Origin of the sequence: Pseudomonas sp. YeP6b (genome assembly GCF_025642995.1) — a bacterium.
Classification (GTDB): Bacteria; Pseudomonadota; Gammaproteobacteria; order Pseudomonadales; family Pseudomonadaceae; genus Aquipseudomonas.
In genome coordinates this window covers 1,729,532-1,753,061 of the sequence record NZ_CP080090.1, presented here as the reverse complement: position 1 = coordinate 1,753,061, position 23,530 = coordinate 1,729,532, and the positions used below count along the sequence as shown (strand labels likewise).

24 protein-coding genes are annotated in these 23,530 nt (G+C 59.6%); 6 read left to right on the top strand and 18 right to left on the bottom strand.

The annotated features are described in order from the left end of the window. Positions 1-3: 3 nt before the first annotated feature. Positions 4-1,320, bottom strand: coding sequence for a serine hydroxymethyltransferase (locus KZH41_RS07840; protein ID WP_242154732.1), 1,317 nt, complete (start codon positions 1,318-1,320; stop codon positions 4-6). A gap of 44 nt (positions 1,321-1,364) precedes the next feature. Then, on the bottom strand, positions 1,365-2,063 hold the full coding sequence (locus KZH41_RS07835) for an ArpA protein (protein ID WP_263274643.1): 699 nt from the start codon (positions 2,061-2,063) through the stop codon (positions 1,365-1,367). A 231-nt stretch (positions 2,064-2,294) separates the two neighbouring features. On the opposite strand from KZH41_RS07835, the gene KZH41_RS07830 reads away from it, so the two are divergent. Then, a complete protein-coding gene (locus tag KZH41_RS07830) occupies positions 2,295-2,753 on the top strand; it encodes an Lrp/AsnC family transcriptional regulator (protein WP_263274642.1) in 459 nt (152 codons plus the stop codon). 104 nt (positions 2,754-2,857) lie between these two features. Here KZH41_RS07830 and KZH41_RS07825 read toward each other — a convergent pair whose 3' ends face one another. Both KZH41_RS07825 and KZH41_RS07820 read right to left on the bottom strand, forming a co-directional pair. Continuing rightward, positions 2,858-5,923 carry an efflux RND transporter permease subunit gene (locus tag KZH41_RS07825; protein WP_094950074.1) on the bottom strand — a complete coding sequence of 1,022 codons (3,066 nt, stop codon included), beginning with the start codon at positions 5,921-5,923 and terminating at the stop codon, positions 2,858-2,860. A gap of 6 nt (positions 5,924-5,929) precedes the next feature. Next, the gene (locus KZH41_RS07820) at positions 5,930-7,033 is read right to left on the bottom strand and encodes an efflux RND transporter periplasmic adaptor subunit (protein ID WP_094950075.1); all 1,104 of its coding nucleotides are present in this window, start codon (positions 7,031-7,033) and stop codon (positions 5,930-5,932) included. Between the two features lie 93 nt (positions 7,034-7,126). Here KZH41_RS07820 and KZH41_RS07815 point away from each other — a divergent pair, with 93 nt between their 5' ends. Next, complete coding sequence (locus KZH41_RS07815) at positions 7,127-7,762, top strand: TetR/AcrR family transcriptional regulator (RefSeq protein ID WP_094950076.1); 636 nt, start codon at positions 7,127-7,129, stop codon at positions 7,760-7,762. 290 nt (positions 7,763-8,052) lie between these two features. On the opposite strand, the gene KZH41_RS07810 is transcribed toward KZH41_RS07815, so the two are convergent. Beyond that, the gene (locus tag KZH41_RS07810; protein ID WP_263274641.1) at positions 8,053-8,835 is read right to left on the bottom strand and encodes a class I SAM-dependent methyltransferase; all 783 of its coding nucleotides are present in this window, start codon (positions 8,833-8,835) and stop codon (positions 8,053-8,055) included. A 96-nt stretch (positions 8,836-8,931) separates the two neighbouring features. Between KZH41_RS07810 and KZH41_RS07805 the strand changes: the two genes are divergently transcribed. Next, positions 8,932-9,552 carry an energy transducer TonB gene (locus KZH41_RS07805; protein WP_094949997.1) on the top strand — a complete coding sequence of 207 codons (621 nt, stop codon included), beginning with the start codon at positions 8,932-8,934 and terminating at the stop codon, positions 9,550-9,552. A 3-nt stretch (positions 9,553-9,555) separates the two neighbouring features. Here KZH41_RS07805 and KZH41_RS07800 read toward each other — a convergent pair whose 3' ends face one another. The 7 genes from KZH41_RS07800 to ppc all read right to left on the bottom strand — a co-directional run bounded on the left by KZH41_RS07800 (position 9,556) and on the right by ppc (position 16,797). Further along, positions 9,556-10,254: an extensin family protein gene (locus tag KZH41_RS07800; protein WP_242154722.1), complete on the bottom strand. Its 699-nt coding sequence runs from the start codon at positions 10,252-10,254 to the stop codon at positions 9,556-9,558. 3 nt (positions 10,255-10,257) lie between these two features. Next, entirely contained in the window at positions 10,258-11,085 is an 828-nt protein-coding gene (locus KZH41_RS07795; protein ID WP_094949995.1) for an isocitrate lyase/PEP mutase family protein, read from the bottom strand. 27 nt (positions 11,086-11,112) lie between these two features. After that, positions 11,113-11,973 carry a DUF72 domain-containing protein gene (locus KZH41_RS07790; RefSeq protein WP_094949994.1) on the bottom strand — a complete coding sequence of 287 codons (861 nt, stop codon included), beginning with the start codon at positions 11,971-11,973 and terminating at the stop codon, positions 11,113-11,115. Next, the gene (locus tag KZH41_RS07785; RefSeq protein ID WP_094949993.1) at positions 11,973-12,287 is read right to left on the bottom strand and encodes a hypothetical protein; all 315 of its coding nucleotides are present in this window, start codon (positions 12,285-12,287) and stop codon (positions 11,973-11,975) included. Before KZH41_RS07785 ends, KZH41_RS07790 begins: the two co-directional genes overlap by 1 nt. 160 nt (positions 12,288-12,447) lie before the next feature. Then, positions 12,448-13,134: a tRNA (adenosine(37)-N6)-threonylcarbamoyltransferase complex dimerization subunit type 1 TsaB gene (gene tsaB / locus KZH41_RS07780; RefSeq protein WP_094949992.1), complete on the bottom strand. Its 687-nt coding sequence runs from the start codon at positions 13,132-13,134 to the stop codon at positions 12,448-12,450. 90 nt (positions 13,135-13,224) lie between these two features. Then, entirely contained in the window at positions 13,225-13,872 is a 648-nt protein-coding gene (gene adk / locus KZH41_RS07775; protein ID WP_242154720.1) for an adenylate kinase, read from the bottom strand. A gap of 279 nt (positions 13,873-14,151) precedes the next feature. Further along, entirely contained in the window at positions 14,152-16,797 is a 2,646-nt protein-coding gene (ppc, locus tag KZH41_RS07770; protein WP_094949990.1) for a phosphoenolpyruvate carboxylase, read from the bottom strand. A gap of 184 nt (positions 16,798-16,981) precedes the next feature. Here ppc and KZH41_RS07765 point away from each other — a divergent pair, with 184 nt between their 5' ends. From KZH41_RS07765 to KZH41_RS07755, 3 genes are all read left to right on the top strand, one after another. Continuing rightward, complete coding sequence (locus tag KZH41_RS07765; RefSeq protein WP_094949989.1) at positions 16,982-17,326, top strand: pilin assembly protein; 345 nt, start codon at positions 16,982-16,984, stop codon at positions 17,324-17,326. A 284-nt stretch (positions 17,327-17,610) separates the two neighbouring features. Next, positions 17,611-18,036 carry a DUF4398 domain-containing protein gene (locus KZH41_RS07760; protein WP_094949988.1) on the top strand — a complete coding sequence of 142 codons (426 nt, stop codon included), beginning with the start codon at positions 17,611-17,613 and terminating at the stop codon, positions 18,034-18,036. 56 nt (positions 18,037-18,092) lie between these two features. After that, entirely contained in the window at positions 18,093-18,878 is a 786-nt protein-coding gene (locus KZH41_RS07755; protein WP_094949987.1) for an OmpA family protein, read from the top strand. A gap of 51 nt (positions 18,879-18,929) precedes the next feature. Here the strand turns inward: KZH41_RS07755 and KZH41_RS07750 are convergent, their stop codons facing one another. The 6 genes from KZH41_RS07750 to KZH41_RS07725 form a co-directional block, all read right to left on the bottom strand. After that, complete coding sequence (locus KZH41_RS07750) at positions 18,930-19,250, bottom strand: hypothetical protein (RefSeq protein ID WP_263274640.1); 321 nt, start codon at positions 19,248-19,250, stop codon at positions 18,930-18,932. Positions 19,251-19,373: 123 nt separating this feature from the next. Further along, positions 19,374-19,700: a hypothetical protein gene (locus KZH41_RS07745; protein ID WP_094949985.1), complete on the bottom strand. Its 327-nt coding sequence runs from the start codon at positions 19,698-19,700 to the stop codon at positions 19,374-19,376. Beyond that, positions 19,697-20,602 carry an alpha/beta hydrolase gene (locus tag KZH41_RS07740; RefSeq protein WP_263274639.1) on the bottom strand — a complete coding sequence of 302 codons (906 nt, stop codon included), beginning with the start codon at positions 20,600-20,602 and terminating at the stop codon, positions 19,697-19,699. The genes KZH41_RS07745 and KZH41_RS07740 overlap by 4 nt, the downstream gene beginning before the upstream one ends. Positions 20,603-20,680: 78 nt before the next feature. Continuing rightward, the gene (locus tag KZH41_RS07735) at positions 20,681-21,958 is read right to left on the bottom strand and encodes a flavohemoglobin expression-modulating QEGLA motif protein (protein WP_094949983.1); all 1,278 of its coding nucleotides are present in this window, start codon (positions 21,956-21,958) and stop codon (positions 20,681-20,683) included. Between the two features lie 21 nt (positions 21,959-21,979). Next, positions 21,980-22,540 (bottom strand): hypothetical protein, encoded by a 561-nt coding sequence (locus tag KZH41_RS07730; RefSeq protein WP_094949982.1) that lies wholly within the window; start codon positions 22,538-22,540, stop codon positions 21,980-21,982. A 124-nt stretch (positions 22,541-22,664) separates the two neighbouring features. After that, positions 22,665-23,381: a TetR/AcrR family transcriptional regulator gene (locus KZH41_RS07725; RefSeq protein WP_242154715.1), complete on the bottom strand. Its 717-nt coding sequence runs from the start codon at positions 23,379-23,381 to the stop codon at positions 22,665-22,667. Positions 23,382-23,530 lie beyond the last annotated feature (149 nt).

Genomic DNA, 23,530 nt, shown 5'->3' with positions numbered 1-23,530 from the left:
GACTTAGCGGGGCAGTCCATTTTCGTGACAGTAATAGACGGTCCTATGGTTTTTCATGAAGTCGATCACACCATTGGCAACCGCCATCGGGTCCTCTTTGTGCAGCAGTACCTTGGCTATCTGCTCGGCGATCCAGGCCATCTCGGGCTCTTTCATGCCTAGACGTGTGGCTTCAACGGTGCCCAGTCGAATGCCCGTTTCTCTGTAAGGGTCGGTGTCCCAGGGCAGCGGCATCTCGTTGGCGATGATATTGGCCGCCTCCAGGCACTGCACAGCTTCGCGACCGCTGGCAAAGGGTTTGGAATCAATCACGATCTGATGGGTTCGGGTGTATCCCTGCTCTCGATAGAAGGCGGTCACGCCTCTACGGTCCAGCTCCAGCGCCAACACCTGTGCGTTGCTCACCACTTGCTTCATATAAACCTGCCCGAACGCCAACATCTCGGTGGAAGCCACCGCCAATGCAGCCACGCGGTTGATCTGGTGGCTGCCGGTCAGGGTGGGGAAAATGGCGTCGTGCAGAGGCGCGGTCAATGCTGCATCGTTCCATGCGATGACTCCGCCCTGGGGGCCACTGAATGTCTTACCAGAAGAGCCTGTCATAAGGTCGGCGCCCTCTGCCAACGGGTCCTGAAACAAACCGGCGCTGATCAGGCCCAGTTGGTGGGCCGCGTCGAAATAGACCTTTCCATCCCAGGGTGAAACGATCCCTTTGATATCGGCCAGGGGCAGCGGAAACAAGGTCAGCGTCATGCCCAACCCAATCACCGCAGGCTTCAGGGCCTGGGCGACTTCGCTGAAACGTGTGAGGTCGATGTCCGCAGTTTTGTGCACAAAGGGAATGTCCCACACCTTGAGCCCACGCACACCGGGCGGCCCATTGGTGCGATTGCTGGTATCACCGCCCCTGATCACCGGGACGGTCATAACATTGTCCTCGGGCCGCGCCAGTGCCGTGTAGGCGGCCATGACAGCCGCCATTCCGCCCATCAATCGATGATCGGCGTGCTCGACGCGCAACGTCATTTTCAGCAGTTCCACGCACAGCGATTCCAGCTCGTCGATATTCTTCATGCCGGAGAAAAACCGGTTGTCACGTCCGATATTCCCGCCCGATGCACGCGTGCCGACTTCACTGGACAGCAGCGCGCGCACGGACGGGCTGGTAGGTGACTCAGCAGCCACGAGATTGATGCACTGCTGAGCGCGCCACTGTTCATTTCGAACGACTGCCGCCCGGACCAGATCGGCCATGGCTGAGTGTGATTGCGCCTGTTTGAGCAAGGCATTAGCGCGCCGGAGACAGTGAATGTCATGCATGATCATGATCCCGTGGGTTTATGTAACAACCAGACAGCCGCGTTTTACGTCAGGTTTTTAGCGGCCTCTGCATGCTGGTCTTCCCACCAGCGATCATTGCCGTGCAGATTTCGGACAAGGTCTTTTTCAGCCGCCCACGTCATGTTGAGGATGATCCAGGTGGCATCTTCATTGAGTGCAATGGTGCGATGCAGCGTGGTGTCGGTGCGCAGGAAATAAATATCCCCAGTCTTAAAGCCGTACGTCGCAATCGGGTTACTGCACAGCAACTCGTGAATCCTCGGGTTGGCTTTGTCCCACGAGGTATGAGGCACGCATTGCAGCATTCCTCCCTTGGCAATCGGCGGTGTTTCGATAATCCATATCAGCGCGAAGCTGTAATCGCCCCAGTGCCAGCCGTGGGTATCACCTTTGCGTTCCTGCTTGGTGATCAAATACTCCTCGTCCCTGGAGACGGAGGGGACAACACGGGTACCTGCGATCACGGATAAGGTATCGAGCAGCACTTCGGACTTCGACAGCGTGTTGATCAGCGGGCTGTTCTCAGCGATAAATTCACTGCGTACCACACTCATGTAGCGCGGCGTGTTATCGGTCGTTGCCAAATGCAAGTCACGACGTTCAAGTGGGTGCTCGATCAAACTATTGACGGCAGCCGTTATCTTTTCGCGCACACCGTCATCGACAATATCGCGCAACTGTATAAACCCATTGCGCGCAAACTCATGACGCAGTGAAAACATTCGCTCTTCGGGAAAGTTATTATCATGGTGTTTTTTTCAGGCGAGCCTCATCAAGTACATCGTTCATTTCAATCCCTCGACAAATAGATCAAGTTGAAATAGCAGCACAGTACTGCGTATGACTGCAGGCAAAACAATAGGTAGGGATTTCCTAAAAATCCATTTTTTTTGATGGATCTGTGGTATGTAAGATTTTCACGCTATTTCATCAATGTTCGTAAGGTCCATCTAATGAAAAGGCTTACAAAAAACGATCAGACACTCGACCCCGTTGATCGCGCGCTGATTGTTGCCCTGCACCAGAACGCCCGCGCGTCTATCCGTGCGCTTAGTCGGCAGGTGGGGCTTTCCGCCCCAGGATGCAGCGAGCGCCTCAAGCGCCTGGAGGTCGCGGGCGTTATAACGGGGTTCAGCGTGGAGTTGGACGCGCAGGCCCTGGGGTTTGCGCTACAGGCACTTGTACGGATAAAACCGCTCACTGAAAAGTTTCAAGAAGTGGAACAACTACTGTCAGAAATGGCCGAGTGTATTCTTTGTTACAAAATTACCGGAGAGGACAGTTTTGTCTGTCATCTGTATACCGAATCCGTCAACCACCTTGACCACACACTGCAACGCATTACACCGTTAGCCGATACCAACACATCGATTATTAAAACCGTTGATAAAAAACTGCCCTTTTTTAAATAAACACCTGGGAGACATTCAGGCATTAACGGCAGCTATCGGATTTCAGGCTTTTCCCACGCCCCCTCCTCCTCAACCGAAAAGCCTTCACGCCTCCCCCTAGGAAACTAGTGTGCGTCCTTCTTGACGCGGAACCATGCCGCGTAAAGTGCCGGCAGGAACAATAGCGTCAACGCCGTCGCCACAATCAACCCGCCCATGATCGCCACGGCCATTGGCCCGAAGAACACGCTGCGTGACAACGGAATCATCGCCAGCACCGCCGCCAGGGCCGTCAGCACAATCGGGCGGAAGCGTCGCACGGTGGCTTCGATGATCGCTTGCCACGGCGCCAGGCCAGCCTTGATGTCTTGTTCGATCTGGTCGACCAGGATCACCGAGTTACGCATGATCATCCCCGACAAGGCAATGGTCCCGAGCATGGCGACAAAGCCGAAGGGTTGGCGGAATACCAGCAGGAACAACGTCACGCCGATCAAGCCCAGCGGCGCCGTCAGAAACACCATGGCGGTGCGTGAGAAACTGCGCAGCTGCAGCATCAGCAACGTCAGTACCACCACGATAAACAGCGGCACCCCGGCCTTGACCGAGTTCTGGCCACGGGCAGAGTCTTCGACGGTACCGCCGACTTGCAGCAGATAGCCATCCGGCAGTTCGGCGCGCACACCTTCAAGGGTCGGCAGGATTTGCTGGACCAGGGTTGCCGGTTGCTCCTTGCCATAGATATCGGCGCGCACGGTCACCGTCGGCAGGCGATTGCGGTGCCAGATAACGCCTTCTTCGAAGCCATATTCGAGGGTGGCGATCTGCGACAGCGCCACGCTTTTGCCGTTGTCGGTCGGCACGGCCAGGCTCGGCAACAACGACAGCTCGGTGCGCTCGTGCACGGTGCCGCGCAGGAGGATCTCGATCAACTCGTTGTCCTCGCGGTACTGGCTAACGCTGGAACCGGTGAGTGAACTCTGCAGGAATTTCGACAGGTTGGCGGTGCTCACACCCAGTGCCCGCGCACGGTCCTGGTCGATATTGAGGTAGACGATCTTGCTCGGTTCTTCCCAATCCAGGTGCACGTTGACCACGTGGGTATTTTCGCGAACTTTGGCCGCGACTTTGCGCGCCAGGGCGCGGACTTCTTCAATGTGTTCGCCGGTCACACGGAACTGCACCGGGTAACCCACGGGCGGGCCGTTCTCCAGGCGTGTGACCCGCGAACGCAGCTCGGGGAATTGTTCGTTGAGGGTTTCGATCAACCAGGTGCGCAGGCTTTCGCGCTCCTCGATAGTCTTCGCCAGCACCACAAATTGCGCGAAGCTGGCGGCTGGCAGTTGCTGGTCCAATGGCAGGTAAAAGCGTGGTGAACCAGTGCCGACATAGGCCACATAGTTGTCGATGCCGGCGTGTTCCTTGAGCAAGGCTTCCAAGCGTTTGACCTGGTCAGCGGTGTTGCTCAGGGAAGCGCCTTCAGCCAGTTTGAGGTCGACCATCAACTCCAGGCGACCAGAGGCGGGGAAGAACTGTTGCGGCACAAAACGGAACAGCGCGACCGAGCCGATAAACAGCAGCAGGGTCAGCACGATCACGGTTTTGCGCCGACGCACACACCATTCAACCAGACGTCTTACACGCTGATAGAACGGTGTGCCGTAGGGATCTGGCCCATCGGTGCCGTGTTTGGCGGCATGAATTTTTGCCAAATCCGGTAAGAGCTTTTCTCCGAGGTAGGGCACAAACACCACGGCGGCAACCCATGAAGCCAGCAACGCAATGGTCACCACTTGGAAGATCGAGCGTGTGTATTCACCGGTGCTCGATTGCGCAGTGGCAATCGGCAGGAAGCCCGCAGCGGTGATCAACGTACCGGTGAGCATCGGGAACGCGGTGCTGGTCCAGGCGAAGCTCGCGGCCTTGAGCCGGTCGTAACCCTGTTCCATTTTGATCGCCATCATTTCAACGGCGATGATCGCGTCGTCGACCAGCAAGCCCAGGGCCAATACCAATGCGCCAAGGGAGATCTTGTGCAAGCCGATGCCGAGGTAATACATGCTCGCAAAGGTCATCGCCAGCACCAGCGGAATCGCCAGAGCCACGACCATGCCGGTGCGCACGCCAAGGGAGAAGAAGCTCACCAGCAAGACGATGGCCAATGCTTCAGCCAGCACTTGGACGAACTCGCCGACGCTGGTTTTCACCGCTGCCGGTTGGTCCGACACCTTGCGCAGCTCCATACCTGCCGGAAGGTTCTTTTGCAGGCGTGCGAATTCGCCTTCGAGGGCTTTGCCCAATACCAGGATGTCGCCGCCGTCACGCATGGCCACGGCCAGGCCGATGGCGTCCGCGCCCATGTAGCGCATGCGCGGTGCCGGTGGGTCGTTGAAGCCACGGTGGATGTCGGCCACGTCGCCGATACGGAAGGTGCGGTCACCCACACGAATCGGGAAATTGCGAATCTCCTCCACTGTCTTGAAGTTGCCCGACACGCGCAGTTGCACGCGCTCGGTCGGGGTTTCGAAGAAGCCGGCGGTCGAGACCGCGTTCTGCTCCTGCAGGGCCTGCTGCACGGCGGCCAACGGCAGGCCGAGGGTGGCGAGCTTGAGGTTGGACAGCTCGATCCAGATCTTCTCATCCTGCAGGCCAAGCAACTCGACCTTGCCCACATCCGGCACGCGTTGCAGTTGAATCTGGATGCGGTCGGCGTAGTCCTTGAGCACGGCGTAGTCGAAGCCGTCGCCGGTCAACGCGTAGATATTGCCGAAGGTAGTGCCGAATTCATCGTTGAAAAACGGCCCTTGGATGTCCGGCGGCAACGTCTGGCGAATGTCGCTGATCTTCTTGCGCACCTGGTACCACAAGTCAGGAATCTGCGCCGAATGCATCGAGTCGCGGGCGATAAAGGTGACCTGGGATTCACCGGGCCGCGAGAAGGAGACGATGCGCTCATATTCGCCGGTCTCCATGAGTTTTTTCTCGATGCGCTCGGTAACCTGGCGCGAGACTTCCTGAGCCGTGGCCCCGGGCCAGTTGGTCTTGATCACCATGGCCTTGAAGGTGAACGGCGGGTCTTCGCTTTGCCCAAGCTTGGTGTAGGACAGCGTGCCGACCACCGCCAGCAGGATCATCAGGAACAGTACGATCTGGCGATTACGCAACGCCCATTCGGAAAGATTGAAACCCATCGGGGACTACTCCTTGTTGGCCGCCAGATTCACCACACGGTTGGAGCGATCCACCGGGCGCACTTGCTGGCCCTCATGGAGCACATGCACGCCCGCTGCGATCACCCAATCAGTGGCGGTCAGGCCTTCCAATACCGGCACAGTTTTTTCACCGAAAGCACCGATGCGCACCGGGGTGCGTTTGAGCGTGTTGTCCGGTTGCACCAACCAGACGTAGGACGCGCCGTTCTCCGCACTCAGGGCCGACAGCGGCACCGACAGCGCAATCACGCCATCGGCCTGTATGAATACGCGGGCACTCTGGCCCAGTTCGGCCGGGACTTTACCGCCGGTGAACGCGACGCGGGCGGCAAAGGTGCGCGATTTCGGATCGGCAGCGGGTGACAGCTCACGAATGCGCCCGGCAAAACGTTGGTCAGGCTGGCTCCACAATTCCACCGACACCGGCTGGCCGATCTTGAACCGGCCAAAGCCTTGTTCCGGCAGGCTGATCAGGACTTCGCGCTCGCCATCGGTGGCCAGGGTGAACACGGTCTGGCCGGCCGCTACCACTTGGCCGACTTCCACCGCGCGCTTGGCGACCACGCCATCCTGGGGCGCACGCAACACAGCGTAACCGGCCTGGTTGCTGGACACGTCGAACTCGGCCTTGATCTGCTTCAGGCGTGCTTCGCCTGCCCGGTAGAGGTTTTCGGAATTGTCGTACTGGGAACGGCTGACCATCTGACGGTCCATCAGGGTCTTGTAGCGATCGCGCTCGGCGCGCACCAGGCTCAGGTTGGCCTCGGCGGCAGCGACCTGGGCACGGGTGGCTTCCAGTTGCAGGCGCACGTCCTGTGGGTCGAGTTCGGCCAGCGGCTGGTTGGCCTTGACCCGCTCACCCTCCTCCACCAGGCGTTTGCTGACTTTGCCGCCAATGCGAAAGGCCAGGTCCGGCTCATAACGGGCACGCACCTCGCCAGGGAAACTGTCCATCGCCTGCGCCGAGGGCTGCGGCTGCACCACCATAGCGGGGCGGATGGTGGTTTGGGCCGCTTCTTCATGGCCGCAAGCGGCCAACAGGAAGACCAGGCTGACAGGCAACGCAAGGGGCAGGAAAGTGCTGCGCATGCTGAAGGACCTTTCGCAAATGGAGCTAGGAATAATTATACTTGCCGGTATGTTATTAATACCAAACTCGCCAGTCCAGTATTAAAGGTGAAAATGTCCGACAATCCTGTAAACACCAATAGCCCCGGGCGCCCCAAGGACATGGCAAAACGCCAGGCAATTCTCGAAGCAGCGAAAATCCTGTTTTTGAGCAATGGCTACGCCAGCACCAGCATGGATGCCGTGGCCCTTGAGGCTGGCGTGTCAAAACTGACCGTCTACAGCCACTTCACCGACAAAGAGACCTTGTTCACCGCCGCCGTTGTGGCGAAATGCGAGGAACAGTTGCCGGTGATGTATTTCGAACTGCCCGCAGGCATGCCCGTGGACACCGTGCTGCTGAACATCGCACGCGGCTTTCATCGGCTGATCAACAGCGAGGAGTCGGTAAACCTGCACCGCCTGATGATGACCACCGGCAATCAGGACGTGAAACTCTCACAGATCTTCTTTGAAGCCGGCCCCATGCGCATGCTGCAAGGCATGGAGCGCCTGCTCAGCCGCATCGACCAGAGCGGCGCCCTGAGCATCGATAAACCGTTTACGGCGGCCGAGCACTTCTTTTGCCTGCTCAAGGGCACGGCAAATTTCTGTTTGCTGTATGGCTGTGGCGGGCAACTGAGTGAAGAAGCCGCCGAAGCGCATGTGCAGGAGGTGGTGGGGTTGTTTATGCGGGCCTATAGGGCCTGACGCCGGGTTGTTGAGGGGCTGCTGGGTGAATATCCGTTATTTCGATAACGGCTGATATGGGTTCCGCTCTTACAGCCAGCCCTTTCAAGGTCTTTGCCTAAATCGCGTCCTACGCCAATTCCAGGCTGAAATTAAGAAAAAAACGAGTTGAATTTGGTTCAGCCAGCATCTCTCTTGGTCAAAAAATGATCATTTTTTGAGGCTTTTTCCAAAGACCTTGAAAGGGCTGGCTGTAAGAGCGGAACCCTAAGCAACCGTTACCGCAGCAACGGATATGTACTCAAACCAATTCAAGGCTTGAGCGCTTTCTTCGGATAAATGTCATACCGGCTCGACTTCCCATCCAACGCATGGCTCGGCTTGGGCCCCTCAATGCACGGCGCCTTGCGCGGGCGCTTGACCACCACACGGTGGCTGGCCAACGCCAAGGCAGCAGCGAGCAACGCCGGCGCATCCGGATCATCGCCAACCAGTGGCCTGAACAGGCGCATCTCCTTCTTCACCAACGCAGTTTTCTCACGATGAGGGAACATCGGGTCCAGGTAGATCACCTGCGGCGGCTCACCTTCCCAGTTGAGCATCACCTCGATGGAGTTGCCCTTGAGCAGCTTCATGCGCGCCACAATGGGTGCCACCTCAAAGTCATCCGCACCCCGGGCCAGGCCGTCTTCAAGCAAGGCGCCAATCAACGGCTGACGCTCGATCAGGCTCATCTCACACCCCAGACTGGTCAGCACAAACGCGTCCTTACCCAAACCCGCCGTGGCATCCAGCACCCGTGGACGCACGCCTTGAGCAATACCCACAGCCTTGGCGATCATCTGCCCACTGCCACCACCGTACAAACGCCGGTGCGCCGCGCCACCCTCGACAAAATCCACACGCACCGGCCCCGGCGCATCAGGCCCGAGCTGTTGCAACTGCAGGCCGTGCTCGCCGACTTGCAGGGAAAAATCCGCCTCTTCCAGCTGCAAAGGCAGGCCAAGCTGCGACGCCCAGTGCTCGGCACGCGCCTGGAAACCTTCGGCCAAAGCCTCGACCCGAATGCGGCTGGCCGCTGGTTGTTCGCTCATCAATCGCTACGCTCAAAAATATTAAGGATCGGCAAACAGCGGCCGATAAAAACAACAGTCAGGTATTTTGCCAGAGCTGAGCGTCGACCGAGAAAAATGTCAGACATTCTTCCCCTAACCATCGGTGTACTGCCGACCCACAACCACTACGGCCTGCGCAATACTCAAGCGCTGGCCGGGGTGAGTCATGTGTGGCAGGACTTCTTTGCCCGTGCGTTGGCCGAACAGCTCGGCGATACGCCGGATGCGCTCGCCGCCAAAGCACCGGCGCCGAAGGACCCGGCGGTAGAGCCCAGCGAAGGCGCCGACCTGCTGTCGCAGATCCTCACCCAGCGTGAATGCGACGTGAAAGACACCGAAATCGCCCCGCCGGAGCCGTTGTTCCTGCCAATCGCCGAATTTGAAACCGAATTACTGCCGCCGCCCGCCACGCCATTCCCAGATGAAGAAATTGTCGCCCAACAGCGCCAGCAGAACTTCGACAGTGGCTGGGTACGCCCGATCGTACTGAGCGCCGGTCAACCGCTGCCTAAGCCGGGCCCCGCGCCAGAACCCCAGCCGTTGCACCTGCCGATTGCCGAGTTCGAACTGGACCTGTTGCCACCGCCTGCCACGCCGTACCCGACCGAAGCACTGGTGGCGCAACAGAAAGCGTTGGACTTCGACTACCACTGGGCGCGCCCTCTGATCCTCAACAACCTGCGCCTGGCCGCCTGAGCCTCAGCGACACACCCACCAACGGCCCATGTCCAGATGGAAATGGTTGCGATGGGCGGCGTTGTAGTCCGGGCTCAACACCACATTGAAATCATCGCAGGCACCGTCGCGTACCTGTCGCAAAAAGCGCGCGCTGTCGCCCTCCCCCGGCCAATCCTTAAGCACACTGATGCTGCGCCCATCCGCCAGACGAAAGCCGGCGATGTCCAGGGCATTGGCCGAAGCATGTTGACTGAGCCGCCCGTCTGCGCGGTTATACATGTTGCGACAGGCAAAGCTGCCGAGGTGATCGACCCGCGTCACCGCCTGGCCAAACACCGCCTGGGCCGCCGGTTGCAGGCTATGGCGCTCGAACAGGGCAAACGCCACGGCCAGCGGGCAACTGGCGAGAAAGCTGCTGCTCAAGGCCACGTCGGCGCCCTGCACGCGCAAGACGTTGCGCAATGGGCACGCAGCGTCAGCAGGACTATCTGCCTGATGGCTGACGCGCAAGCCGGAGGTGTTCAGCACGTGGTCGCACAGCGCCGGATCATCCTGCAGCCGGCCGAGCTTGAAGCGCGTCAGCAGGTTCGGGTTGGCGCGCACATCCAGCGGCGCCCAGGGGTTCCACTCAGCAGGCAACGGCACCCAGCCTCGCCACACACCCACTGCGAACACACCCGCCAGCAACAGCAGCGCACCGATCACGTTGAAAAAGCGCACGGCTTAGCCCTTGAAGAATTGGTTGGCCTGACTGAACGGCATCTTGCGCTCGGTGAAGGTAAAGGTGCCCAACTCATACACTTCCTGTGCGGCGCGGTAGAACTCGCCATACGCGGCCAGCGCCATAGCCGAGCCGACACTGATACGGCGCACGCCCAGCTCGCTCAACTGCGCGACGCTGAGGTTCAAGCCACCGGACATCAACACGTTGACCGGTTTGGGCGCGACGGCCTTGACCACTGCCAGTATTTCCTCGGCGCTGCGTAGCGCTGGGGCATACAGCACGTCGGCACCGGCTTCGGCGTAGGCCTGCAAGCGGCGGATGGTGTCAGGCAAATCCAGGCGGCCATGCAGGAGGTTTTCTGCGCGGGCCGTCAGGGTGAAAGGGAATGGCAGACTGCGGGCAGCGGCAACCGCCGCTTCTACACGCTCAACAGACAAATCAAAAGGGTAGATGGGGTCGACGGCGATACCCGTGGCGTCTTCGATGGAGCCGCCGACGATGCCCGTGGCCGCCGCGCGCAGGATGGTTTGGGCGCAGCCCTCAGGGGTATCACTGAAGCCGTTTTCCAGATCAGCCGCCACCGGCAGCGCGGTCGCCCGAACAATCGCTGAAGCATTGCCCAATGTGTCCTCCAGCGACAACGCACCTTCTGCATCCGGCCGCCCCAGGCTGAACGCATAACCTGCACTGGTGGTGGCCAAGGCTTCAAAGCCGAGGCTGGCAAGCATGATGGCTGAGCCTGCATCCCACGGGTTGGGCATCACGAACGCGCGATCTCGCGCGTGCAAGGCTTTGAAGGTTTCGGCGCGAAGGGTTTGGGCATCCATGTCTGACTCCTGGCGGAAAAAGGAGCCTTAGAGTAACCCCAGTTGCTCCGCTGCGGGTTCTCGATGCAAGGTCGGCAGCGGCGGCAGGCCCGGCAAACGCGCCATCAGTTTTTCATGAAAGCGCAGCGCCAGTTGCGCAGCCAGGCGGTTATCCGAGGTGTGCAGGAACACGTAGGGCGTGCGGCCTTCCTCGATCCAGCCGGCGACTTTTTCTACCCACGGCAGCAGAAACGGGTCGTTGGCTTCCAGTTCCGGATGACCGATAAAGCGCACTTGGGGAAACAGCGTCAGCGCGGCCGGGCGCGGCGGCACCTTGGGCTTTTTCGATTGGGCGTGCAGCACGGCGGCTGAGGTTGAGGTGCAACTGAACAGCGCGCGCGGGTCCAGGCAGATTCGCTCGACACCACGGTCACGCAGCAAGCGGTTGAGCATGCGCTCGGCATCGCCCTTGGCGAAGAATTCCGGGTGGCGCACTTCCACGGCCAGCGGGCGCTCCAGGCCATCAATAAAACCTGCCAGCTCACCGAGGCGTTGTGGCGAAAAGCTCGCCGGCAGTTGCAGCCACAGCGGCGTAACACGCTCACCCAATGGGCTCATCAAACCGACAAAACTTTCTGCCGCCGGCAACTGCTCGCGCAAGTCGCCACCGTGGCTGATGTCGCCTGGGAATTTGGCGGTGAAGCGAAAATCCTCAGGCATGATTTCGGCCCAGCGCTGCACGGTGGCGGCCGAGGGTCGGGCATAAAACGTGGTGTTGCCTTCAACGGCGTTGAAGACCTGGGAATACAAGGCGAGGTAATCGCCGGAGCGCGCATCAGCCGGGTACAGGTACTCGCGCCAGGCGTTTTCACTCCAGGACGGGCAACCAATAAAGTAAGGCAGACGCATCAGATATGGATGTCGAGACCCAGCACTTCCATATCCCATTCGACAAAGCCGGCGGTGGTCAGGTAGCTGGCCAGGGCGGTGGCGACGCTTTTGCTCATGGAGCGGGGGAAGACCATGTCTTGCTGACGGGCGGGAAGACCACTGATACGTGCACCGGCGGAACCTTGGGCGCTGGAATGCGTGTTGGCATGCGACTCGGACTGGACTTCGATGAAGTCCGGCGAATCCTCGACGGAATCGTCTACCGTCACGTTAGCCTTACGCGGCTTACGCTTGAGTGGGTAGGACTGTGAGGAAAAGCCGTCTATGCGCATACATGCAGACTCGGTATCAATGATGGCAATTTAGCGGCACTTTCCGTAGTGCGCAAATGCTCTGGTGATAACTAGAACACATAATTTGTAAAAGGTTTAGAAACAGGGGCAAATTCTGACGATTGGAGATTTTTGCCTCAAAATGCCAGCATTTTTGACGTCAAATAATCCCGCGTTCAGCCTTGGTTTGTGCAACTTTATCGCGCAGGTAAACCGGTGCAGCCTGATCAGCCGGAATCGCTTCGCCGCGTTCAAAAGCGAAGCGCGCCAAGGTCAGTAAATCTTCAGCATGGGGCAACATCGCGGCGTCCTGGCCGACCAGCTTCACACCGATGCGTTCGGCATAACCCCAGCCGGTGCCGGCGCCGAACCAATCACCGCTGGCATCTGCGGGCAATACAGACGCCTGCGGCGGCTGCACCGCTTCCACGCCTACCAGGCGCATCTCGCCGGCCGTCTCGCGGTAGCAACCCCAATACACTTCATCCATACGCGCATCGATAGCCGCTGCGACTTGCGAGGCACCGTGCTCGCGCAGGGCGCGCTGGGCCAGCACTGCCAGGTTGGAAACCGGCAACACCGGGCGCTCCAACGCAAACGCCAGGCCCTGCACCACGCCGATGGCAATACGCACACCGGTAAACGCACCGGGGCCGCGGCCAAAGGCAATGGCATCGACAGCAGAAAGCGTGGTGCCCGCGTCTTCAAGCAGTTGCTTGATCATCGGCAACAGCTTCTGCGCATGCAGGCGCGGGATCACCTCGTAGTGGCTCGTTACCTTGCCATCGTGCAGCAAGGCAACGGAGCAAGCTTCAGTCGCGGTGTCCAGGGCCAGCAGGGTGCTCATGGGTGCAGGTGTCCAAATCGAAAAAAAGTGCGCCAGTATAAACAACAACGGCCCGCAAGCGGGCCGTTGTGCGTGCAGCTAATCGTTTGATCAGCTCAGCGCTTGCAACACCTTGGCGGTGATGGCTTCTACCGAACCAACGCCTGGGATGTGGCTGTACTTCGGCTTGCCATGGGCAGCGGACAGCTTCTGGTAGAAATCCACCAGTGGCTTGGTCTGCGAATGGTAGACCGACAGGCGATGACGTACGGTTTCTTCGGTGTCGTCTTTACGCTGCACCAGGTCGTCGCCGGTGACATCGTCTTTGCCGGCCACTTTAGGCGGGTTGTAGACGATGTGGTAAACGCGGCCCGACGCTTCGTGAACGCGACGGCCAGCGATACGCTGGACGATTTCTTCGTCTTCAACCGCGATTTCAACCACCGCATCCAGCTCTACGCCGGCTTTCACCAGGGCTTCAGCCTGGGGAATGGTGCGTGGGAAACCGTCGAACAGAAAACCGTTCTTGCAGTCGTCCTGGCTGATGCGTTCCTTGACCAGGTTGATGATCAGGTCATCAGAGACCAGACCGCCGCTGTCCATTACGCTTTTTGCGATCAGGCCCAGCTCGGTGCCGGCCTTGACCGCAGCGCGCAGCATGTCACCGGTGGAGATTTGTGGAATGCCGAATTTTTCAGTGATGAACTTTGCCTGAGTACCTTTACCGGCCCCGGGAGCTCCCAGCAGAATGACGCGCATCGATGTGCTCCTCAATTTTTTATAGAGATGACGCTCGGATTCGCCGCGTGGGGCCAATCTCGTAGAAATGTGGGTCTAGCCGATCAAACGGCCAAAGGCTGATCAAGATACACAGCAGGCTCTATCCATACAAGCCGCCGAAAGTCGCAAGAACCCGCGCCGCGCATGCGTCACAGGTCGGGTGTGACTGAGTGCAACCCTACCCCTTGAACGCCGACCGCCCGTTTCAGGGCGGCCGTCATGGTTTATCTGCAAGCCGTTGAGAACACGCAAGAAACCTTAGCCGGTATTGCGCAAACCGGCGGCAATACCGGCCACGGACACCAGCAGCGCCTGTTCCAGAGGGCTGTCCTGCGCCGCCTCTTGCTGACGCGAGCGCGCCAGCAACTCGGCCTGCAGCAAGTGCAAAGGGTCGAGGTAGGTGTTGCGCAAGCGGATGAACTCAAGTGTGTCTGGGCTATGGGCCAACAGTTGCGACTGGCCAGTCAGGCCAAGCACCACGCTGCACGCCTGCGACAATAGGTCGCGTAAGTGCGCGCCCAATGGCAGCAGGTCAGGCTGCACCAGACGCTCGTCATACAGGCGCGCGATATCGGCATCCGCCTTGGCCAGCACCATTTCCAGCATGTCGATGCGGGTGCGGAAGAACGGCCACTGCTCACGCATCTGCCCCAGCAGCTCGCCTTCACCGCGCTCCAGCGCCTTGCTTAATGCCGCTTCCCAGCCGAGCCAGGCGGGCAGCATCAGGCGGGTCTGGGTCCAGCCGAAGATCCACGGGATCGCCCGCAGGCTTTCGATACCGCCAGCGCGGCGCTTGGCCGGGCGGCTGCCCAGGGGCAAGCGACCCAGCTCCTGCTCTGGGGTGGACTGGCGGAAGTACTCGACGAACTGCGGATTTTCCCGCACCACGGCGCGGTAAGCGCTGACACCGTCTGCTGCCAATTCATCCATCAAATGGCGCCAGGCAGGTTCGGGTGGTGGCGGTGGCAACAGCGTGGCTTCCAATACGGCGGCCAGGTAGAGGTTGAGGTTCTGCTCGGCGATGTCCGGCAGGCCGAACTTGAAGCGGATCATCTCGCCTTGTTCGGTGGTGCGAAAACGCCCCGCCACCGAGCCCGGTGGCTGCGACAGGATCGCCGCGTGCGCCGGGCCGCCGCCACGGCCGACAGTGCCGCCACGACCGTGGAACAACAGCAATTGCACCTGTTGTTCGCGGCAGATATCCACCAAGCGTTCCTGCGCCCGGTACTGCGCCCAGGCGGCGGCGGTGGTGCCGGCATCCTTGGCCGAGTCGGAGTAACCAATCATCACTTCCTGCGGGCCTTGCAAGCGTGCGCGGTAGCCTGGCAATTGCAGCAGGGTTTCCATGACCGGCCCGGCGTTATCCAGGTCGGCCAGGGTTTCGAACAGCGGCACCACCCGCATCGGCCGTTGCACGCCCGACTCTTTAAGCAGCAGTTGCACGGCCAACACGTCCGAGGCGGCGCCGGCCATCGAGATGACATACGAGCCAAGCGACGCGGCGGGCGCAGCGGCGATTTCCTTGCAGGTGTTCAACACCTCGGCAGTCTCCGCCGACGGCTTGAAATAACCCGGCAGCAGCGGCCGGCGATTGGCCAACTCCTTGGTCAGGAAGCTGATGCGTGCCTCTTCGTCCCAGTCTTCATAACGACCCAGGCCCAGGTAATCGGTGATTTCGGTCATGGCCGATGAATGCCGGCTGGAATCCTGGCGCACATCCAGGCGCACTAGGAACAGGCCAAAGGTCACGGCACGGCGCAAGCAATCGAGCAGCGGGCCATCGGCGATCACGCCCATGCCGCACTCGTGCAGCGACTGGTAGCACAGCTCCAGCGGGTCGAGCAGGTCGCGGTTGTTCTGCAACACGTCAGCCGGCGCCGGGGTGTTGGCGGTCAACGCTGTGTGCGCCCATTGGCGCGTAGCACGCAGGCGTTCACGCAGTTGCTTGAGCAAGGCGCGATACGGCTCGACGCTGTCACCGACCTTGGCTTGCAACGCCGGGCTGGCCTGCTGCATCGACAGCTCGGATGCCAGGTGGTCGATATCGCGCAGGTACAAATCCGCCGCCATCCAGCGCGCCAGCAGCAGCACTTCGCGGGTCACCGGCGCGGTCACATTCGGGTTGCCGTCACGGTCGCCACCCATCCACGAGGCAAAGCGAATCGGCGCTGCCTCCAGGGGCAAATGCAGGCCGGTGGCCGCGTGCAAGGCCTGGTCGGCCTTGCGCAGGTAATTGGGGATGGCATGCCACAACGAATGCTCGATCACCGCAAAGCCCCATTTGGCTTCGTCGACAGGCGTCGGGCGCACGCGGCGGATTTCTTCAGTGTGCCAGGCTTCGGCGATCAGCCGTTGCAGGCGCTCGCGGATCTGCTCGCGTTCAGCGGTGGTGAGGTCACGGTGATCCTGCAGCGCCAGTTGCGCGGCAATCGCATCGTATTTCTGGATCAGGGTGCGACGCGCCACTTCGGTGGGGTGCGCGGTGAGGACCAGTTCAATCTCCAGCCGCGCCAACTGGCGAGCCAGGGATTCGTTGCTGTGGCCTTCGCGTTGCAGGCGGGCGAGCAACTCCGGCAATACGCGGGCTTCGAAAGGTGCCGGTTGCGACTCATCGCGCCGGTGGATCAACTGGTATTGCTCGGCGATGTTGGCCAGGTTGAGGAACTGGTTGAAGGCCCGCGCCACAGGCAGCAGTTCACTTTCCTGCAACTGGTTCAAGCTGGCGCTGAGTTCCTCGCCGGCGGCTTGCTCGGCTACGGCACCCCGGCGGTCAGCCTTGGCGCCTTTGCGGATCTGCTCGATCTTGTCGAGAAAATCATCGCCGTACTGCTCTCGAATGGTGTTGCCTAACAGCTCACCCAGCAGGTGAACATCCTCACGCAAGCGTGCATCGATATCACTCATCAGCCAATCTCCAGCCAGAAATCCGGGACGCGCAGGGGTTCCAGAGTGCCGCCCGCGCCGGTTTCTGACAAGACACTTTAAACCTTGTGACTTGCAGCTAGTCTCAACTGTGAGTCACCGCGTTATCCACGCAGCTGACTGGACACTCATCACCGCCTGCCATCGCGGGCCTACTGAGGTTGCCATGAAAATCCGAGAACTGGCCCAGCATTGGGAAGAGAACGCCAAGGGTCGCTTGACCAAAACCGAGTACGCGATCCACCTGGACGTGGAGTCGGCCGCAAGGCTGGCCGCCATCGCCGAGATGTACCCCAAGCGCCACACCGAAGAACTGCTCGGCGAGCTGATCGGCGCCGCCCTCGAAGAGCTGGAAGCCAGCTTCCCTTACATCAAGGGCCAGCATGTGATCGCCACCGATGAAGAGGGTGACCCGCTGTATGAAGACGTCGGCCCTACGCCACGCTTTCTGACGCTGTCACGCCGCTATCTGCATGATTTGTCGGCCAGTGCTGACGAACAGAAGCACTGATAAACATCCGTAAAAACCAACCTAACCCCTTTATTCCGGGCCTCCTAGAGGCCCGGAATACCTCTACGCGTTGCAAAAGTTCCAACTATTAGGCACTGACCACTCAGTCAGATATTTTTTTAGGCAAATCGCCATCTTCTCTGAACTTTTGAAAAAAGCCTCCGGTCACAGCCAGTAAGCCATCACTTGGAACGGCCGTTTGAAAAGGTAGTTCGAGCTTTACCCGCCCGACCTAAAACCGCTGACCAGTGACATGGATTTTGATGTTTTTCAGGAGTTACCCAATGGAGTTGAAGACGATGAAGACCAGCACTGCCAAATCCTCGTTTAACCACCTGCGCGGGCTGAAATTGGCCGCGCTGGCAATCGGCACCAGCTTCGTTCTGGCGGGCTGCGCCGGTAACCCGCCGACCGAGCAATACGCTGTGACCCAATCTGCGGTGAACAGCGCGGTCAGCGCCGGCGGCACCGAGTTCGCAGCGGTGGAAATGAAGTCGGCTCAGGACAAGCTCAAAGAAGCCGAAATCGCCATGCACGACAAGAACTACGACAAGGCTCGCCAACTGGCTGAACAAGCCGAGTGGGACGCTCGCGTCGCTGAGCGTAAGTCCCAGGCTGCCAAGGCTCAACAGGCAGTGAAGGATTCCCAGAAGGCCGTTGACGAGCTGCGCAAGGAAGGCATGCGCCCTGCTCTTATCCAGCAGAAGTAAGCCACTGCCTCTTGACTGCATCGCACCTGATATCGAATTGAAAGGACGACACGACTATGCGTAAACAATTGATGATCCCTGCTCTGCTGGCGATGAGCGTTGCCCTGGCGGCCTGCTCCACCCCGCCGAACGCGAACCTGGAAAACGCACGGACCAACTTCTCGGCCCTGCAAACCAACCCACAAGCCACCAAGCTTGCGGCGCTGGAAACCAAAGACGCCAGCGAGTGGCTGGACAAGGCTGACAAAGCCTACCGTGACAAGGAAGACGAGAAGAAGGTCGACCAACTGGCCTACCTGACCAACCAGCGCGTTGAAGTGGCTAAAGACACCATCTCCCTGCGCGAATCCGAAGCCAAGCTGAAAAACGCTGGCGACGAACGTGCCCGTGCCCTGCTGGACGCCCGTGACGCGCAGATCAAGCAACTGCAAAACAGCTTGAACGCCAAGCAGACCGAGCGCGGTACTCTGGTGACATTCGGTGATGTGCTGTTTGCCACCAACAAGTCCGACCTGAAATCCAGCGGCCTGGTTAACATCACCAAGCTGGCGCAGTTCCTGCGTGATAACCCGGACCGTAAAGTGATCGTCGAAGGCTACACCGACAGCACCGGTTCCGACTCGTACAACCAGAGCCTGTCCGAGCGTCGTGCAGCTTCGGTACAACGTGCACTGGCGCAACAGGGCGTGGATATCTCGCGCATCGTGACCCAGGGTTACGGCAAGGAATACCCGGTTGCCGACAACGGCAGCGTTTCGGGCCGTGCCATGAACCGCCGCGTTGAAGTGACAATCTCCAACGACAACCAGCCGGTCAAGCCACGGTCTTCCGTTGCTAACTGATTGATTGGCGCTGCATAAAAAAACCCACCTTACGGTGGGTTTTTTTATCTATCAGACTTCTATTTTACGGTTGGTGTCATCGGCAGGCATCCTAGCTTCCATGCCTTGGCGACCCCTCATCATTTTCTCAAGTTGCTCTGGATCCATCTGCTCATCAGCGCCCCCAGAGCCTGAGGAACCGCCGCCCTGGGCACCACCCGCCGCCTTCGCCAGCATGTCCATGAGCAGCTTCATCGCGTCTTGTTTCTGAGCACCTTGCCCACCTTCCGCACCTTGCGCAACCTCGCTCGCGCCCTTGGCCATCTTCGAGGCGCCCTGAGCCATCTCCAAGAACTTACTTAACGCGCCAATTCCGCCAATCCCATCAATCATGATCACACTCCAGAGTCGTTATACGTAAGTTAACTATCAGCAACACTGACAAACCAATCAGTGGCGTCTTACGCAATACGGTTCCAGATATTTCCGTAATCAGGCGATTTAATAACCAGCGAGCTACTCTTGCAGCTGCGGCGTCTCTTGGCCCATGCAGCGCACCGCCTGCTTCTTGTTGTTCACCAGCACACCGCTCAAGCCTTTCTGTTCGGTATCAAACATCACCAGCACGCCATCGACGCACTGCGCCACTTGCGCAGCCGGAGTCAGGGAGATCTTGTAGTCCTCACCCGGAACGGTCTTGAGCATGGTGAAATCACTGAGCAGCAACGCATCCTCCGGCTTGGCGAAGTGCAGGTAGCCGTAAAACCACAGGCAGCCGACGGTGCCGATGATGGTGCCGATGCCGGTGAGGATCAGTGGGATCATGTTGCGTTCTTGGCTCATTGCGGGCTCTCTGATGAATCAACTGTAGGGTTGGGGTAGTTGGGGATTTCCCCCAGGCGGCGCAGACCATTGAAGTGCTGCGGGTCGTCCAGATAACGCAGCATCACGGTTTGCCAGGTCTTGTCGGCAAAGGTCTGCACATGGCCGCCACGGGTCAACTGCAGCACCCTGGGCGGCGGCGCGGCCTGGTACAGGCGAATGCCATTGGCCAGCGGCACGATCGGATCATCCAGGCTATGAAACAGCAGTTTCGGCACGCCGGTCAGCTGAGGCATGGCATTGATCGCACTGTCGCCGTCGGGCACCAGCCAAGACAGGGGCACTTGAAACGGCCATGTTAACCAGGAGGTGCTGAGGGCGAATTGTCCCACGTCACGATAACTGGCGGGCACGCCGTCCAGTACCAGGGCCTTGAGCTTCGGCTGACGCTGCGGGTGCGCCGCCAGGTAATGCACCGCCAGTGCGCCACCCAGGCTTTGGCCCAAAACAACCACCGGTTGGCCCTGGGTTTCGGGCGCCATGTCGATCCAGTTGAAGGCCGCATCGATGTCTTGATAGACCGCCGGCAATGACGGTTTGCCTTCCGACAGGCCATAACCGCGATAGTCCAGCAGCAGCACTTGATAGCCCTGTTCCGGCAGCCACCAACTGCCGCCCAGGTGCCAGGCCAGGTTGCCGCCGTTGCCATGCAGGTGCAGCACCGTGCCTTTGACGGGCACGCCGGGTTTGGCCGGCAGCCACCAGGCGTGAAGTTTTACCCCGTCAGCGGTGGTGATCGTCACGTCACGGTATTGCAGGTGGGCTTTTTCCGGTGTGAACGGCAGGCCGGGCTCGGGGTAGAACAGCAATGAGCTGCAGCCGTTCAATGTGAGTAGCAGGCAAAGAATGCCGAGGATTCTCATCCGTTGAAGCCTCGTGAGCAGGTTGGAAAACAGTTCTTGAAACCCACATTTTTGATTCGGTTGTGCCGGTCATATCCTCTACAGGATATTCGAGTAATCCGCCTCGATCCGGTCCAGGCTCAAGTGGTTGAGGAAGTTGGAGAAGCACATCCACGCCGCCAACGCGTTCATGTCGCGAAACTGCTCGGGCAGGTATTTGGGCGGCACCACCAGGCCTTCATCCACCAATTGGCGCAGGGTACGCATGTCTTCCAGGGTGGTCTTGCCGCAAAACAGCAGCGGCACTTGTTCCAGCTTGCCTTTACGCACAGCCAGCTGGATGTAGTTGTAGACCATGATGAAGCCCTTGAGGTAGGACAAATCTTTGGTAAACGGCAGACCGGTCGGTGTTGAGCCACGGAAAACCCGGCTGGCGTTGCCGTAGCTTTCGGCCATTTCAAAGCCTTGCTCACGGAAGAACTCGAACACCTGCAAGAAGTCAGCGCCCTCCTCCACCATATGGATGGCGCGGGTGCGGTTGGTCAACTTGCGCAAGCGGCTGGGGTAGGAGGCAAAGGTGATGATCTCCATCAGAATCGCCAGGCCTTCCTGGGTCACGGTCGACGACGGCGGCCCCTTGGACAGGAAGGTGCAGATCGGCTGGTTCTGGCCATTGAGCGTGGTGCCGACGTGCACCAGGCCTTCATGCACTTCCAGCGCGCGCACATCCCGGTCGTTGAACATCGCGTCGGCGCGGATCTTGATGTAGTCGGCGCCCGCCGCCGCATCGGCGACGATACCGTCGGACTCAAATACCCGAATGGTTTCTTCCGCCTCGCCAAACACTTTGTTCAGACGGGTTTGCAGCAACGCCACGGCATCCTTGGCGGTCAGGGTCTTGGCTTCGTCTTTGAGGTCGCCACGGCCGTCGATGTTGTTGAGGTAGTCGGACAGCATTAGGCCGAGGTCAGCCAGGGTCGGGTCGCCGGCGTGAAACGCATCGGAGGCGGCGCCGTAGAGTTCCTGGGAGATCAGGCCGAAGTCCTCGGTGCCGCGCGCCTCAAGCATGCGCACCACCATGCGGTACTCCTTGCACATCCGCCGCATGATCTGCCCGACCGGGTTGAATTGGCCAAGCTGGCGGGTGATGTCGCGCTCGATGTTCTGGAACTCCAGCTTAACCGCGCTGGAGTCGAACGACAGTGGCCGGCTCAGGTAATAATCACGGTCTACGGCGGGCATGGCCTTGCCCTTGGCCTTGAGGAAACCCTGACGAATGTTCTCGTCCCATTTCACGGCGTCGAGGACGCGAATCGGTGTTTGCGCCAGCACAATGCGATCAGACAAGGTGCGTATCGTCTGCTGGTAATCGTCCACCCGGTGCTTCCTCTTTAAACGTTATTTGCCCGCGCGCTGGTAGCGCACGGCTTCAACGAACACGTCGGCATTGGCCGGGTCATCCAGGTAGGCAAACACCTGGTCCATAGGGCTGTCCACCAAAACACCGGCGCCTTCGACGGTGTCCACGGTGCTGCCGTGTAAAAGCTTTTGGCCGATGGCTTGATGGATCTGCTCAACGTCGAGGTTGTAGACCACCAATTCAGGCGTTTTGTCGCTCTCACCTTCAAAGTCAAAGCCTGTGAGGATGAAATGCCCGCCGAGCGTGTCCGGCAACGGCGCCGACAAATACCAACGGCTACCATGGCGAGAGACAGTAAACAGGTACTCATCGCGCTGGCCCGGCTTGGCTTTAGGGTAGCTCACGGCTTTATAACGGTGCTCACCCGCGCGAGTGATCTGCAAGTTGAGCGGCTCGCCCCAGGCATTCTTGCTCGACCAGTGGCCGAGCAAGGCATCCGGCGCTGATTCGCGCGCCGGCAACGGGTCCTTGAAGGTCACCAGGCAACCGCTGAGCAATAGGAACGACAAGGCGATTAGCGCGACACGCCAGGCTTTCATTGCGTACTCCATCAAGTGTGGGAGCTGGCTTGCCAGCGATAGCATCACCTCGGATTACCTGTTGCGCCGAGGCGCCTGTATCGCAGGCAAGCCAGCTCCCACATAAAGCGGATCGCACATTGGGCTAGACCGAGGCCAACACCAAATGCATATAACGCTTGAGAATCTCAAGCATCTCTTCACCGGTCAGAGGCTCTGGGCCGCCAAGCAGGCCCTGATATTCCATCCGACTGATAATCGCCGTCAACACTTTGGCATCCTGTTGCGGCTCCCGGGAGCCCAGCACCTGGAAAAACTGCTCGGTGCCCTGCAACAGAATCTGCTGATGGGAACGCACCAGCTCAGCCAGGCGCGGGTTGAGCAAGGCCTCCTGGTGAAAGGCTTGTTCGGCCATCAAGTGTTCGCGGCGGTTGGTCAGTTGGCGCAATACATAGTCGGCGGTCAGCCGTGCGATGTCATCGGCCAATTGCGCGCGCGACTGCGGGCTGCCATCACCATAGGCGACCATCTCGCGCAGCAGGCTTTCGTTGCGCACCCACAGTTTGCCCATGAAGGCGGCGCTGCGTTCGACGTATTGGGCGAAGGTATCGGTAAGCAGGTCATCGATATCCTTGAAGTAGTAAGTGGTGGCCGACAACGGCACGCCGGCCTCTGCCGCCACCGCGCGATGGCGCACACCACGTACGCCATCGCGCACCACGATGCGCATGGCTGCATCAAGAATGTCTTGCCGGCGCTGCTCGCTGCCCCGGCGGCTGGCCTTGCGGCCCTGGTACTGGACGCTTTCAGCCACGGCAGCAGCAATGCCGGCGGCACCTTCTTGAGCCATTACGCGGTTCACGACAGATCTTCCTTTTACACCGATAAATGATCGTTCCCACGCTCTGCGTGGGAATGCCGTCTACTTGTGACGCAGAGCGTCACGGGATGCCTTCCCACGCAGAGCGTGGGAACGATCACCGATTACCTGGCGCCGTTCTCTTGACGGCT

Bases quoted from the DNA above. Each gene is read 5' to 3' on its own strand.
- KZH41_RS07810 (WP_263274641.1), bottom strand. From the start codon at position 8,835: ATGAGCGAACAACCAGCGGCCAGCCGCATTCGGGTCGAGGCTTTGGCC.
- KZH41_RS07745 (WP_094949985.1), bottom strand. From the start codon at position 19,700: ATGAGCCAAGAACGCAACATGATCCCACTGATCCTCACCGGCATCGGC.
- ppc (WP_094949990.1), bottom strand. From the start codon at position 16,797: ATGAGTGATATCGATGCACGCTTGCGTGAGGATGTTCACCTGCTGGGT.
- KZH41_RS07785 (WP_094949993.1), bottom strand. From the start codon at position 12,287: ATGCGCATAGACGGCTTTTCCTCACAGTCCTACCCACTCAAGCGTAAG.
- KZH41_RS07795 (WP_094949995.1), bottom strand. From the start codon at position 11,085: ATGGATGCCCAAACCCTTCGCGCCGAAACCTTCAAAGCCTTGCACGCG.
- KZH41_RS07765 (WP_094949989.1), top strand. From the start codon at position 16,982: ATGAAAATCCGAGAACTGGCCCAGCATTGGGAAGAGAACGCCAAGGGT.
- KZH41_RS07820 (WP_094950075.1), bottom strand. From the start codon at position 7,033: ATGCGCAGCACTTTCCTGCCCCTTGCGTTGCCTGTCAGCCTGGTCTTC.
- KZH41_RS07805 (WP_094949997.1), top strand. From the start codon at position 8,932: ATGTCAGACATTCTTCCCCTAACCATCGGTGTACTGCCGACCCACAAC.
- KZH41_RS07830 (WP_263274642.1), top strand. From the start codon at position 2,295: ATGAAAAGGCTTACAAAAAACGATCAGACACTCGACCCCGTTGATCGC.
- KZH41_RS07755 (WP_094949987.1), top strand. From the start codon at position 18,093: ATGCGTAAACAATTGATGATCCCTGCTCTGCTGGCGATGAGCGTTGCC.
- KZH41_RS07825 (WP_094950074.1), bottom strand. From the start codon at position 5,923: ATGGGTTTCAATCTTTCCGAATGGGCGTTGCGTAATCGCCAGATCGTA.
- tsaB (WP_094949992.1), bottom strand. From the start codon at position 13,134: ATGAGCACCCTGCTGGCCCTGGACACCGCGACTGAAGCTTGCTCCGTT.
- KZH41_RS07815 (WP_094950076.1), top strand. From the start codon at position 7,127: ATGTCCGACAATCCTGTAAACACCAATAGCCCCGGGCGCCCCAAGGAC.
- KZH41_RS07730 (WP_094949982.1), bottom strand. From the start codon at position 22,540: ATGAAAGCCTGGCGTGTCGCGCTAATCGCCTTGTCGTTCCTATTGCTC.
- KZH41_RS07840 (WP_242154732.1), bottom strand. From the start codon at position 1,320: ATGCATGACATTCACTGTCTCCGGCGCGCTAATGCCTTGCTCAAACAG.
- KZH41_RS07835 (WP_263274643.1), bottom strand. From the start codon at position 2,063: ATGTTTTCACTGCGTCATGAGTTTGCGCGCAATGGGTTTATACAGTTG.
- KZH41_RS07790 (WP_094949994.1), bottom strand. From the start codon at position 11,973: ATGCGTCTGCCTTACTTTATTGGTTGCCCGTCCTGGAGTGAAAACGCC.
- KZH41_RS07760 (WP_094949988.1), top strand. From the start codon at position 17,611: ATGGAGTTGAAGACGATGAAGACCAGCACTGCCAAATCCTCGTTTAAC.
- KZH41_RS07750 (WP_263274640.1), bottom strand. From the start codon at position 19,250: ATGATTGATGGGATTGGCGGAATTGGCGCGTTAAGTAAGTTCTTGGAG.
- adk (WP_242154720.1), bottom strand. From the start codon at position 13,872: ATGCGCGTCATTCTGCTGGGAGCTCCCGGGGCCGGTAAAGGTACTCAG.
- KZH41_RS07740 (WP_263274639.1), bottom strand. From the start codon at position 20,602: ATGAGAATCCTCGGCATTCTTTGCCTGCTACTCACATTGAACGGCTGC.